This is a genomic window from Sulfitobacter indolifex (genome assembly GCF_022788655.1).
Taxonomy (GTDB): Bacteria; Pseudomonadota; Alphaproteobacteria; order Rhodobacterales; family Rhodobacteraceae; genus Sulfitobacter; species Sulfitobacter indolifex.
The window spans coordinates 1,360,909-1,374,056 of the sequence record NZ_CP084951.1 but is presented as its reverse complement, the minus strand read 5'-3'; the positions used below and the strand labels follow the sequence as shown (position 1 = coordinate 1,374,056).

Annotated in this window: 12 protein-coding genes; 1 reads left to right on the top strand and 11 read right to left on the bottom strand. The window is 60.0% G+C overall.

What is annotated here, in order from left to right; genetic code table 11:
• Nucleotides 1-62: 62 nt before the first annotated feature.
• From DSM14862_RS21790 to sciP, 5 genes are all read right to left on the bottom strand, one after another.
• Nucleotides 63-191, bottom strand: a complete 129-nt coding sequence (locus tag DSM14862_RS21790) for a hypothetical protein (protein WP_007120438.1) — start codon at nt 189-191, stop codon at nt 63-65.
• Nucleotides 192-290: 99 nt separating this feature from the next.
• Nucleotides 291-2,381 carry an ATP-dependent DNA helicase RecG gene (gene recG / locus DSM14862_RS06680; protein ID WP_007120437.1) on the bottom strand — a complete coding sequence of 697 codons (2,091 nt, stop codon included), beginning with the start codon at nt 2,379-2,381 and terminating at the stop codon, nt 291-293.
• The gene (ligA, locus tag DSM14862_RS06675) at nt 2,378-4,498 is read right to left on the bottom strand and encodes an NAD-dependent DNA ligase LigA (protein ID WP_050770425.1); all 2,121 of its coding nucleotides are present in this window, start codon (nt 4,496-4,498) and stop codon (nt 2,378-2,380) included. Before ligA ends, recG begins: the two co-directional genes overlap by 4 nt.
• 86 nt (nt 4,499-4,584) lie before the next feature.
• Nucleotides 4,585-5,292: a response regulator transcription factor CtrA gene (gene ctrA, locus DSM14862_RS06670; protein WP_007120435.1), complete on the bottom strand. Its 708-nt coding sequence runs from the start codon at nt 5,290-5,292 to the stop codon at nt 4,585-4,587.
• Between the two features lie 93 nt (nt 5,293-5,385).
• A complete protein-coding gene (sciP, locus tag DSM14862_RS06665; RefSeq protein WP_040701526.1) occupies nt 5,386-5,664 on the bottom strand; it encodes a CtrA inhibitor SciP in 279 nt (92 codons plus the stop codon).
• A 120-nt stretch (nt 5,665-5,784) separates the two neighbouring features.
• Between sciP and mnmA the strand changes: the two genes are divergently transcribed.
• The gene (gene mnmA, locus DSM14862_RS06660; protein ID WP_007120433.1) at nt 5,785-6,927 is read left to right on the top strand and encodes a tRNA 2-thiouridine(34) synthase MnmA; all 1,143 of its coding nucleotides are present in this window, start codon (nt 5,785-5,787) and stop codon (nt 6,925-6,927) included.
• A gap of 6 nt (nt 6,928-6,933) precedes the next feature.
• Here the strand turns inward: mnmA and lpxB are convergent, their stop codons facing one another.
• From lpxB to bamA, 6 genes are all read right to left on the bottom strand, one after another.
• On the bottom strand, nt 6,934-8,085 hold the full coding sequence (gene lpxB / locus DSM14862_RS06655; protein WP_007120432.1) for a lipid-A-disaccharide synthase: 1,152 nt from the start codon (nt 8,083-8,085) through the stop codon (nt 6,934-6,936).
• Nucleotides 8,082-8,882 (bottom strand): LpxI family protein, encoded by an 801-nt coding sequence (locus DSM14862_RS06650; RefSeq protein WP_007120431.1) that lies wholly within the window; start codon nt 8,880-8,882, stop codon nt 8,082-8,084. Before DSM14862_RS06650 ends, lpxB begins: the two co-directional genes overlap by 4 nt.
• Nucleotides 8,879-9,661 (bottom strand): acyl-ACP--UDP-N-acetylglucosamine O-acyltransferase, encoded by a 783-nt coding sequence (gene lpxA / locus DSM14862_RS06645; protein ID WP_007120430.1) that lies wholly within the window; start codon nt 9,659-9,661, stop codon nt 8,879-8,881. Before lpxA ends, DSM14862_RS06650 begins: the two co-directional genes overlap by 4 nt.
• Nucleotides 9,658-10,128 (bottom strand): 3-hydroxyacyl-ACP dehydratase FabZ, encoded by a 471-nt coding sequence (gene fabZ / locus DSM14862_RS06640; RefSeq protein ID WP_007120429.1) that lies wholly within the window; start codon nt 10,126-10,128, stop codon nt 9,658-9,660. Before fabZ ends, lpxA begins: the two co-directional genes overlap by 4 nt.
• Nucleotides 10,129-10,210: 82 nt before the next feature.
• On the bottom strand, nt 10,211-10,792 hold the full coding sequence (locus DSM14862_RS06635) for an OmpH family outer membrane protein (RefSeq protein WP_007120428.1): 582 nt from the start codon (nt 10,790-10,792) through the stop codon (nt 10,211-10,213).
• Nucleotides 10,793-10,796: 4 nt separating this feature from the next.
• On the bottom strand, nt 10,797-13,130 hold the full coding sequence (gene bamA, locus DSM14862_RS06630) for an outer membrane protein assembly factor BamA (RefSeq protein WP_007120427.1): 2,334 nt from the start codon (nt 13,128-13,130) through the stop codon (nt 10,797-10,799).
• Between the last annotated feature and the right edge of the window lie 18 nt (nt 13,131-13,148).

Here is a 13,148-nt window from a genome sequence, read left to right as displayed (position 1 = left end):
ATCGGTGCATCAAATTGGGACGGATGCAGCAGACAAAGCGGCATGAGAGCCTCAGGCAGAACTCAGATAAAGGCGGGCAGATGCAAACCGACGACCAGCATCACAATCAAAGCTGCGGCCCCTGCTGCATCTTGCAGCAATGTGGCCTGCGACCTTAAGGCGATCGTTTTCAACGTGGTGTAAGTCATCATCGTTACCTCCTCATCTTTGTTGCCTCTTTGTTCTCATTTTCAGCCCCACCTGTAAAGAACTTTATGAGAACATTCGCGAACAAAAATGGCTGCCTGATGCTAACCTACTGAAATCAAACGGATCGCCTCATCTTGACGCATGAGCCATAGCAGCAGGCGAACAGCCTTGCCACGCGGCCCTTCAAGGGTCGGATCGTCCGTCAATAGCTTGCGGGCATCTGACTGCGCGACAGCCAGCAGCCCCGCTTGGCGCTCCAAATCCGCCACGCGGAAACGTGGCACGCCCGACTGCGCGGTGCCAATGAGATCGCCAGTGCCGCGCATCTTTAGGTCGGTCTCGGCGATGACGAACCCGTCTTCCGATTCGCGTAACACCTCCAGCCGTTGACGGCCTGTCTCACTCAGCGGCGCTTGATACATCAGCAAACAGGTCGAGGCCCCCTCGCCCCGCCCGACACGCCCCCTGAGCTGGTGCAGCTGCGCAAGACCGAAAATCTCGGCCCGCTCTACCACCATGATCGTCGCATTGGGTACGTCCACCCCCACTTCGATCACCGTCGTCGCGACCAGTACCTTTGTTTCGCCGGTCTGAAAGGCGCGCATCGCCGCGTCTTTTTCAGCTGGTGGCATCTGGCCATGCACCAATCCAACGACACCCTCGCCAAAGGCGGCGCGCAACCGCTTAAACCGATCCTCCGCTGCGGTTAAATCACTGACTTCGCTTTCTTCGACCAGTGGGCAAACCCAATAACACTGCCGCCCCTCGCTGATAGCGTGACGCATCCGTTCGATGACTTCGTCCATCCGCGAAGTCGAGACCAGCGCGGTGCGAATGGCCTGCCGTCCGGGCGGTTTTTCATCTAAGATTGAGACATCCATATCGCCATATTGCGCCAACGCAAGACTGCGCGGAATTGGCGTCGCGGTCATAACCAGCACGTCGGCCAACCGGCCTTTGCGGCCTAATTCCAACCGCTGGCGCACACCGAAACGATGTTGCTCGTCGACCACCGCAAGACGCAGATCAGCAAAACTCACGTCTGCTTGGAATACCGCATGGGTGCCGACAAGAATTTGGATATCGCCGCGCTCGAGCGCTGCAAGTTTGGCACGCCGTTCCGCCCCCTTGTCGCGCCCCGTAAGTATTTCCAGCACCACGCCAGCCTGTTCTGCCAGCGGTTGCAGCCCCATAAGGTGCTGCCGTGCAAGGATTTCTGTCGGGGCCATTAGCACCGCTTGGCCGCCCGCCTCTACCGCGCGGAGCAGCGCCATGAAGGCAACCAGCGTCTTGCCCGCACCGACATCGCCTTGCAAAAGCCGATTCATCCGGGTCTCTTGCCCCATGTCGGCGGTGATCTCGTCGATCGCACGGCGCTGCGCCCCGGTGGGGCTGTAGGGCAACGATTTCAGCACCCGTTGCTCCAAACGACCGTCGCCATGACTCGCCCGGCCCTTTTTGCGCCGCTCGCTCTGCCGCGCGAGTGCCAAGGTCACTTGATGAGCGAGTAATTCATCGTAGGCCAGCCGCTCGCGGGCAGGCGCCGTGGCGGTAAGGTCTTGGGCGGTTTGCGGATCATGCGCGGCCTCAGCGGCGGCCGCAAAATCAGGCCAATTGGCCTGTGCCACCTGCCCCGGATCGGCCCATTCTGCAACCACCGGCAGCCGCGCCAATGCGCCCCGCGTGGCCTTATACATCACCTTTTGCGTCAGACCGGCGGTCAGCGGATAAACCGGCTCGAAATCCGGAATGTCGCCCGCCTGTTCTTCTGGCACAGCAAAATCGGGGTGGACCATCTGCGCGATGCCATCAAAAAACTCCACCCGGCCCGAGACGATCCGACGGCTGCCTTCGGGCAATTGCCGCTGCCAGTAGTCCCCGCGCGCGTGAAAATAAACCAGCTGAAAACTGGTCTGTGCGTCTTCGACCGTAATACGGTAAGCGCCGCCCTTGGTGCGCGCTGGACGGTGCGCGCCAATTGTTACGGCCACCGTAATGGTCGCAGGCAAATGCGCGTCCTGCACGCTGTCGCGCAACCGGCGGTCAATGCCGGAATGCGGCAGGGTAAAAATGAGGTCGCGCGGCGCTTGAATGGCCAATTGGTTCAACAATTGCGCGGTCTTCGGCCCCACCCCTTCGAGCGTTTCCAACCCGGCAAAAAGCGGGAAAAGCTGTTCCGGTCTGCCGCTCATTGACCCTCAATCAAGGCAAGCCAGCCGTCCTCATCCAAGGTTTCGATGCCCAAATCAGCGGCCTTCTTTGCCTTGGACCCCGCGCCCGGCCCGGCCACCAAAATGTCGGTTTTCGCGCTGACCGACCCGGAAACCTTGGCCCCCAAACGCTCAGCACGCGCTTTGGCCTCAGCTCGGCTCATTTTTTCCAAGGTGCCGGTAAAAACGACGGTTTTGCCCGCCACTGGGCTGCCCTCGGTGTCGGGACGCTCAGTCGGGACGACGGTCAAATGCGCCACCAAACGGTCGATTGACGCGCGCTCGGCCTCCTGCGCGAAGGCCGAGACGAGCGATCCCGCCATAACGCTGCCGACACCATCGACCGCGATCAGATCGTCCCATGCGGGGCCTTCCAGCCCCCGTGCCTCGGCCATGGCGGTCTCAAAACTGTCCCAATCACCGTAATGCAGCGCGATAAGGTTTGACGCCGCATCCCCCACATGGCGGATGCCAAGGGCAAAGATCAGCCGTGACATTGGAATTTTGCGCTTATCCTTAATGGCTTGAAATAGGTTATCCGCCGACTTTGGTCCCCAACCTTCGCGGTTTTTCAACTGTTGGACGCCGTTGCCGAAACGCTCTTTCAAGGTAAAGATATCCGCCGGTTCCGCTATCCACCCATCGTGGTAAAATTGCTCGACCTGTTTGGCACCCAACCCATCAATGTCGAATGCCCCGCGGGCGACGAAATGTTTCAGCTTTTCCACAGCCTGAGCCGGGCAAATCAGCCCGCCCGTGCACCGCCGCACTGCGTCTCCCGGCTCGCGGATTGCGTCAGAGCCGCATTCAGGACAGACAGAGGGGAAAACAAACGGCGCCGCATCCTTGGGGCGTTTCGACAGGTCCACATCCGCCACCTTGGGGATCACATCGCCCGCGCGGTAAATCTGGACCCAGTCGCCGACGCGGATGTCTTTGCCGCCGCGAATTTCGGCACCTTTGCTGTCAAGACCCTTGATGTAATCCTCATTATGCAGCGTCGCGTTGGAAACGACGACACCGCCCACCGTGACCGGCTGCAACCGCGCCACAGGGGAAAGCGCCCCGGTGCGGCCAACCTGAATGTCGATGCCTTCCAACCGGGTCCAGGCCAGTTCAGCGGCAAATTTATGAGCGATCGCCCACCGCGGTGTGGTGGAGCGAAAGCCAAGCCGTTCCTGCAGTGCCAGGTCATCGACCTTGTAGACCACACCGTCGATATCATAGCCAAGCGTGGCACGCTGCGCTTCGATCTTCGCGTAATGGGCGACCATATCGCTCGGGCCGTCGCAAAGTGCTGTGAGAGGGTTGGTGACAAAGCCCAGTTTCGCCAGACGGTCGATGGCGCCCTTTTGTGTTTCGGCCAATGGTGCCGACAGCGCGCCCCACGCGTAGGCGAAAAAGCGCAGTGGACGCGCACGGGTGATTTCCGCATCCAACTGCCGCAGCGATCCCGCAGCCGCGTTGCGCGGGTTGGCAAATGTTTTGCCGCCCCTTTCCGCCTGCCGTTCGTTCAACGCCGCGAAATCGGCGTGGCTCATATAGACTTCGCCGCGTACCTCTAGCAGATCTGGAGCCTCATCTATTTGATGCGGTATGTCTTGAATGGTGCGTGCATTGGCGGTGACATTTTCCCCCACCGCGCCATCGCCGCGGGTGGCCGCCTGAACCAGCAAGCCGTTCTCATAGCGTAACGAAAGTGACAGCCCGTCGATTTTGGGCTCCGCTGTATAGGCCAGCGGTGCATCGGCTTCGACCCCAAGGTATTTTCGTATCCGGGCATCGAAATCGGTTACTTCCTCTGCATCAAAGGCGTTGGCAAGTGACAGCATCGACACGGCGTGGCGAACTTTTCCGAACCCTTCGGCCACTGGCGCGCCGACTTGTTCTGTAGGGCTATCGTCCCGCTTAAGGTCAGGGTAGCGGGCCTCTATTGCCGCGTTCCGGCGCTTGAGCGCGTCATATTCCGCATCCGAAATCTCGGGTGCATCCTCTGTGTGATAGGCCGTATTCGCCGCGTTCAGCAATGCTGCCAATCGGGTAAGTTCTGTCTCTGCCTGCGCCCTGTCCAGGGCCGCCACTTCGATCTGGGATGTCACGATCTGCCCCCGATATTGTCACCTGTCGCTTAGATAGGTGGCGATCCGGGGCAGGTCTAGCGGTTTTAGGACATGCAGTCAGCCTGTCAGGCGCTGGCCGCCAGATCCATCGTTGCAGGCTCAGGATCGCGCAGCACATAGCCACGCCCCCAGACCGTTTCGATATAACTTTCACCGCCTGTTGCCTGGCTCAGCTTTTTGCGCAACTTGCAGATGAAGACATCGATGATCTTCAACTCGGGTTCATCCATGCCGCCATAGAGATGGTTCAGAAACATTTCCTTGGTCAGGGTCGTCCCTTTGCGCAGGCTAAGCAGTTCCAGCATTTGGTATTCTTTGCCCGTCAGATGCACGGGGCTATCATTCACACTGACAGTTTTCGCGTCAAGGTTAACAGCCACCTGTCCAGTTTCAATCACCGATTGTGCATGCCCCTTAGAGCGGCGAATGATCGCGTGGATACGGGCCACCAGTTCTTCGCGGTGGAACGGTTTGGTCAAATAGTCGTCAGCACCGAACCCAAATCCCCTAATCTTATTTTCTGTGTCATCTGCACCAGAAAGGATCAGGATCGGGGTATCAATCCGCGCCAGCCGCAATTGGCGCAGCACGTCATGGCCGTTCATATCTGGCAGATCGAGATCAAGCAGAATTAAATCGTAGTCATAAAGCTTTGCCAGATCGATCCCCTCTTCGCCGAGGTCGGTTGCATAGACGTTGAGATTCGCATGGGTCAGCATCAATTCGATGCTGCGCGAAGTGGTCGGGTCATCTTCAACTAACAATACACGCATTCGGTTTCTCCGGCTCAACTGGGACGATGGTCCAACCCTGAGCATAAAAGGTTAACTACCCGTTACCGATACTAAGTATGCTATCTTAACAACTTAAAGTTGTCTATATTTATATAGGGCCGTGGCCTTCAACGCCCCCTCTCCATGCTCTGTAACCGCTTGAAGCCACTCCATAAACTCATCCTCACTGATGCCATATCGCTCCAGAGCTTCGGACTGGGTGATCAGCCCATAGACCACGCCGCGCACAACTGCCGCCTTGCGAGAGGCGACCCACCTTCGGATATCGGCACTGGGCAGGTCGGCACGGGACATCACGCTCCCGTCAGCGAGGGTAACAGACCGTGGCCCATCGACTTTTTTCAGGTACATCGCATCATCCGCCATTGTTCTGGCGCCCAATAACCCCCATGTGCCTTAACGCGGAGTGAAGCCTGCCCTTGTGACTAGGTAGGATTTTCCTATATTCGCGCACAAACTCCGGAGATACCCATGGCCCTTGATCAGACCCCGCCGCTCAATTCGCTTGGCTTTGCCAAAGCCCCCGCTGACACGCGGGTGGTTGTGGCGATGTCTGGCGGTGTGGACAGTTCGGTGGTTGCCGCCATGCTGGCGGATGAGGGGTATGACGTCGTCGGCGTCACCCTCCAGCTTTACGATCACGGTGCGGCGCTGGCCAAAAAAGGTGCCTGTTGCGCGGGCGTTGATATTCAGGATGCGCGCCGCGTGGCCGAAGAAATGGGCTTTCCGCACTATGTGTTGGACTATGAAAACGTCTTCAAAGACGCGGTGATTGATGAGTTTGCCGACAGCTACCTTGGCGGCGCGACACCCGTGCCCTGCATTCGCTGTAACGAGCGGGTGAAATTCAAGGATTTGCTGGAAACCGCCAAGGACCTTGAAGCCGACTGTATGGCTACGGGTCACTATATCCAGCGCAAGATGGGCGAAAACGGCCCCGAGTTGCACGCTGCTGCCGATGGCAACCGCGACCAAAGCTATTTTCTATTCTCCACCACCGAAGAACAACTCGACTACCTGCGCTTCCCCCTGGGCCATCTGCCGAGCAAGGATGACACCCGTGCGCTGGCAGCAAAATATGGGCTGGTGGTGGCTGACAAACCCGACAGCCAAGACATCTGTTTCGTCCCCAACGGCGACTATGCTGCGGTGATCCGCAAACTGCGTCCTGAGGCTGCCGATCCGGGTAATATCGTTGATACCGAAGGCAATGTGCTGGCGAAACATGAGGGCGTGATCCACTACACCATCGGCCAGCGCCGGGGCTTGGGCATAGGCGGTCTGGCGGATCCGCTTTATGTGGTAAAACTGGATGCTGAGCGTAAAGAGGTCGTTGTCGGCCCGAAATCCATGCTTGCCACCCGCAAAATCCCGGTGCGTGAGATCAACTGGCTGGGCGATGAGCCCCTGACCTCGCGGTCAGAGTGGAACATCACCGTGCGCGTGCGCTCCACCCGTCCGCCGCGCGATGCGATCCTGCGTCCGATCAGCGCGACAGAGGCTGAGGTTGAACTGCTGACCGCCGAGGAAGGTGTGTCACCGGGTCAGGCTTGTGTGTTCTATGATCCTGAAAGCACCCGCATCTTCGGGGGTGGCTGGATCCACCGGGGCTAGCCGCGCCTACAGCCGCGCAAGCACGGCGCGCGCGGCCCGCAGGCCCGGTGCCTCACCACCCTGCCCCAATCGCTCCATCGTCAGCGCCATTGCGTCCTTCTGTGCGCCGGGTGCGCGCAGCACCTGCAAGACGCCTTCGGCAATGGGTCCGGGGCGGCAGTTGGCGCCGATAAATTCCGGCACCACGCGGGTTTCTGAGACCAGATTAACCAGCGTCACCGTATCCACCCGCAGCATCCGCCCGATGATCTGACGGCTGATCCAATTCATGTCATAGGCAATGACCATCGGCGTGTTCACCGCAGCAAGCTCCAGCGACACTGTGCCCGAGGCCGCCAATGCCACATCCGCCGCGCGAAAAGCGGCGCGTTTGGTGGCGGTGAACTCTTCGGTCGTATGGTCGCGCGGATCGAGCACCAGCGGGTTGCCTGCCCAATTGCGCGTCACCTGTTTGACCAGCGCGGCCACCGGAGCCGCCGCAGGCACCACGACGCGCAAGGAAGGCTCCGCCTCCACCAGCCGTGCTACAACCTGCTGAAACACCGGCGCCAGCCGCGTGACTTCGCCCCGGCGCGAGCCGGGCAAGGCCAGCAACAGCGGCGCATCGGCCAGGCGATGTTCGGCGCGGAAGGCCGCAGCGGCAGCATCATCGGCGATCGGCTCGGCCACAACCGGATGGCCGACGAAATCACAGGCCATACCCGCCGCTTCCATATAGGGCGGCTCAAATGGGAAAAGCGCCAGCACATGATCGACCGAGCGCGCCATCTTCTCGGCCCGGCCGGGGCGCCATGCCCAGACGGTCGGGGCCACGTAATGCACTGTTCTGATGTTAGATTTCTCTTTCACCTTACGCGCCACACGCAGGGAAAAATCGGGACTGTCGATGGTGATGAGCACGTCTGGCTTGGTCTCAACCACCGCCTGTGCCGTCTCATTGATCCGGGCCATCAACGCGCGGTATTTGGGCAGGATTTCGGCCAACCCCATGACGCTCAGCTCGTCCATGTTGAAACGGCTTTCCAGCCCCTGCGCCATCATCATTGGCCCGCCGATGCCGTCAAAGGTCACTTCAGGACAAAGCTCTTTCAGCCCCGCCATCAGCGCGCCGCCCAACCGGTCTCCCGAAGGCTCGCCTGCCAGAATGAACAGTCTCATGTCGCGTCTTCCTCTCGGACCCAGAGCACCAGACCAAGCTCATCAGCCAGTGCCACGCAGGTATCACGCTCGAGCAGCATCACGCCGCCCGCAGTGACAACCACGCCCGCCAGCCCCGCCGCATGGGCGGCACGCAATGTGTCTGGGCCGATGGTCGGGAGATCGATCTCACGGATTTGGCCAGCCTTCGGTCCCTTACAGAGCACTGCACGCGCCGCGCCCACCGCTTCTGGCAGGGTCGCCAGCAGGTGATCCGTGCCGCCGATGGTCTCAACCCCGTAAACCTGTTCGCGCCCGATGACGCAGGCCTGCCCGATGTCGAGCGCCGCCAAGCCACCCAGCACGGCCGCCCCGCGCGCGGCATCCCGGCGCATCTGCTCATCTGGCAACTCGCGCGAAAGCACGCCACTATCGGACAACAGGTCCGGCACCAGTTCATCAGCCCCGACAACACGCAGACCGTGGTCTTCGAAAATCGTCTTGATCACCTCAAGCGCGCCATTATCGCCCGCCGCCAGCGCCTGTTTGAATTGCGGCACCAAAGGTGCTGTGCGCATATCGAGTTTCGCGGGATCAAGCGTCGGCCGGTCGATTGCGCCGCAGAGACAAACCTCGCGAATGCCCACGCCCAAAAGATGCGCCAAAATACTGCCAAGCGTCTCTAACCGGAACGTCAGGTCTGCCTTCAACCCATCCGGCGCGCTGCCTTCATAGACGCAAACCAAAGGCGGCTCGGCCTGCGCTGCCGCCACCCGTGCGGGCAAGCCGCCGCGTCCGGCGATCAGCGCAAGGCTCATTTCGGCGTCAAGAAATGGCGGCCCGTGTCGGCCATGACAAAATCCACGATCTGGCGGACGTAATCGCTTTGGGTTTCTTCGCCCAAGCGCCGCGCCCGGTCCGAGAACGTCCCCTCGCCCTGCGCCAACATCTGAAACGCCGCACGGAGCGCGGTAATGTCGCTGCGCGCCACGCCTGCGCGCTTCAACCCGACAAGGTTCAACCCATCCAGATCACCGCGCGACGCTTGCACAAGGCCGTAGGGGATCACGTCATTGGTCACCATCGTCACCGCGCCAATAATCGCGCCCTGACCGATGCGCACCCATTGGTGGATGCCCGAGAGCCCGCCAACGATCACATCGTCTTCAAGCACGCAATGCCCCGCGACAGCGGCAGAGTTCACCACGATCACCCGGTCGCCGATGATGGCGTCATGGGCGATGTGACAGCCCGCCATGAACAGCCCGTCGTCGCCCACGCGCGTCACGCCGCCACCGCCTTCGGTGCCGCAGTTCATGGTGACATGCTCGCGGATGCGGTTCCGCGCGCCGATAACCAGACGGCTGGCTTCGCCCTTGAACTTCAAATCCTGTGGAATTTCACCGATCACCGCGAAGGGGAAAATCACCGTGCCTGCGCCGACCTCAGTCTGGCCGGTGACGATCACATGGGATTTCAGCTCCACATCCGCCTTCAGCACGACCTCAGGGCCGACCACGCAAAAAGGGCCGACGCGTGCCGAAGGGTCGATCTGCGCGCCCTCTTCGATCACGGCACTGGGGTGGATATTGCTCATGCTGCGTCCTGTGGCAGGTCCATCATCGCCATGAACTCGGCCTCGGCAGCCATTTCGCCTTCAACGGTGGCAACACCACTGAACTTCCAGATCTTCGCACCTGGCTTGCCGCGCAGGGTTTTCAGGTCCATCCGCAGCACATCGCCGGGGCCAACCTTGCGGCGGAACTTACATTTGTCGATCGACATGAAGTAGATCAGCATGTTGCGGTCTTCCATGCCAAGCGCGGCACCCACCATGACACCCGCCGTCTGGGCCATCGCCTCAACGATGGTGACGCCCGGCATGATTGGCGTGCCGGGGAAGTGGCCCTGAAAATGCGGCTCGTTCATGGTCACGTTTTTGTAGCCGACAGCACTCTCGGTGCCGTTGATCTCTTCGACCTTGTCGACCAGCAAAAAGGGGTAGCGGTGTGGCAAAATGCGCTGGATCAATTGAATATCGGCGCGCAGCAGCTCTTCGGTCATGGACTGTCCTTTGTCTCAGAAGGTTGCTGAATGGCTACCAATTTGGGCGGCTGGGGGCAAGCATCCCCGCAGGCCGCAGGGCTCAATCGGCCTCGGGCAGCCCGCTTCCGATTGTCTCATCCAACAGCGAAATGGCCTGATCCGTGACCTCAATCGCCGAGGAGGACACAAAGACCCGCCGCCGCTCAAGAATGACCGCCGCATCTGAATTGCGCATCAACTGCTCCAGCACCGGACCCGCGGCCGAAAGGAAACGGTCCCGCTCTAATTCTAAAGTCTCACTCAACACGCGGTTTTTCGATGCTTGCTCTGCCCGGGTGCGCTGGACCTTTTCGTCAAAGGCATCGGCCAGCACGCGGAACGCTGACGGTGACATCTGGGCGCGCTTTTCGGTGAGCTCACGTTCCTCGGCTTCGAGCGCAGCCTCGATCTCGCGGTTTTCGTTGGCGAGTTGCTCACTTTGCATTTCGATCTCACGGGTGACCCGCTCGCCAAAAGCGCTTTCCCGAAAGAGACGTTCAGAATCGATGGTCAACACCGGGCTGATAACACCCTGCGGGGTGCTGGCCTCGCCCATCTGAAGTGCCGCTTCCGGGGTCTGCTGCGCATGGCCGGGGGTGACCCCGGCCAGCATCATCACAAAAGGGATGAACGCGCGCTGCATTTGCTTAGAACGTGGTCCGCAAAGTGACCTCAAAGCTTTGTTCTTTGTCAAAGCTCTCTTTCTTCAGTGCGTCAGAGACGTTGAACTGAAGTGGTCCCAGCGGTGTGTCCCAGAAGAGGGATAGGCCGACCACATGGCGGAACGACCCACTTTCACCGACGATCGTGCCGCCGCTGGTGTTCACATCACTCAAGTCCCACAGGTTGCCCACATCATAGAAGACGCCGCCGGTGATGCCATATTCCTCAGGCAGCCCCAGCGGGAATTCCGCCTCAAAACGGGCCACGGCGAAAAAGTTACCACCAAGTGCATCGTCTACGCCATTGCTCTGGTCACGTGGGCCAATGCCGCCCGGCTCAAAGCCGCGCATGATCGATGGGCCAAGAATGAAGCGGTCAACAGCACGGTTGGTACCGCTGTTCCACGCCAGTGCACCGCCTTCGAGCGTGGCCCGGAGGGTCACATCCTCATTGAAGATGAGTTTCTCGCCTGTGACCTTCGCCGTGGTTTTGATGAACTCGTTGTCGCCGCCAAGACCGGCAAAGTCCTGCCCGAACTCGAACAAGACACCCTGCGTCGGGTCCAATCCGGTGCGGCGGGTGTCATAGGTATAGGTGTAGCCCACCGAAGACGAGAAAAGCGCGCCGGCGCCGATTTCGTTCGCGATCGTCGCGCTGTTGTCCTCGTCGTCACGCTTCAGCATCTCGATGCCCTCAAGCGTGTAGCGCGTCGACAGACGGCCATTCTCGCTCACTGGGAAGGTCAGGCTGGGCTGAAATACCAGACGCTCGGTGTCATAGCTGGTGTAGGAGGAATTCGTCTCTGCGTAATCAAGCTTGAGGCCGAAGGCCAAATCACGCCCAAGGAAGCGCGGCTCGACAAAGGTCAGACCATAGCGGGTGGCGTCCTCAGCGGTAGAGATAGACAGGCTCAGCCTTTGACCACGGCCAAGGAAGTTATCCTCTTGGAAGCTAACGGCCACGCCGAAACCGTCGTTGTTGGAAAAGGAGCCGCCGAAGTTCAGCGAGCCGGTAGGTTTCTCTACGACATCCACATCGATCACGACCTGCTCAGGGCTAGAACCCTGACGCGCGTTGACCTCTGCCGTTTCAAAGTATTGCAGTGCGCGAATACGCTCTGCCGATTGCCGGATTTCGCGCGGATTGAAGGGGTCGCCCTCCACACTATCGAACTCGCGGCGAATGACCCGGTCAAGCGTGGTGGTGTTGCCCTCGATGTCAATTCGTTCAACGAAGACGCGTTCGCCACGGGTCAGCTTGTAGGTCACGTTCAACGACAGATCGCGGTCGTTGCGGTCGATCACCGGCTCGACGCGCAGGAAATCAACACCATCACGGATGGCTTGGCGCTCAATCCGGGCGACGTCGGTTTCGATCAGGGTCGGCGAATAAATCACACCGGGACGGATCTTGAGCAGGTCACGGTAGGCCGCAGCGTTCAACCCCGGCACTTCGGATTCAAGCGACACTGTGCCAAAGCGGAACTGCTGCCCTTCGGTGATGTTATAGGCGACAAAGACGCCATCACGCTCTTCGGTCAGTTCGGCATTGACCGCTTCGGTGCGCATATCGACATAGCCGCGCGAAAGATAGAAATCGCGCAGCATTTGTTTGTCTGCCTCGACCCGGCCCTCGACATAGGTATCGCGCTTGACCAAGCGGCGGAACAGACCCGCCTGTTTGGTGCCCAGAACGCGGCGCAGTCGGCTGTCGGAATAGACGCGGTTGCCGACAAAGCTCAGGCGCTCGATCTCGACGTTGTCGCCTTCGAAGATTTCAAACACCAGATCGACGCGGTTCTGATCGCGGCGGATGATGCGCGGCTGCACACGCGCCGACAGGCGGCCTTCGTTGCTATAGGCCTCAGCGATGGCGGCGGCGTCTTGTTCGGCTTGGCTGGGGTTAAACACCCGACGCTCGGTTGAGCCGATCAACTCGGCCAGCATCTCATCCTTGATGCGGCGGTTGCCTTCAAAGCTCACACGGTTCAGCGTCGGCAGTTCGACCACCGTGATGACCAGCGTGCCGCCTTGTGGCTCAATGGAAACGGATTCAAACAGGCCCGAGTTTTGTAGGTTCTGATAGGCATCATTCAATTGCCCGCCCGACACTGCCTGCCCCTGGCCGATCCCGGCCTGACGCAAAATTGCGCTATCGCCGATCCGCTCGTTGCCGTCGATGACCACAGTGTTGAACTGATACTGCTGCGCCAGCGTTTGGCTGCCCGGCACCAGCCATGCAACGGACAGCATGACACATAGTGATGCGCCCCGCAGAGACTTGCCGACATTGCTGCGCTGCGCCCACTCGATGGGCATTCTGCCCTCGTTCCTCAG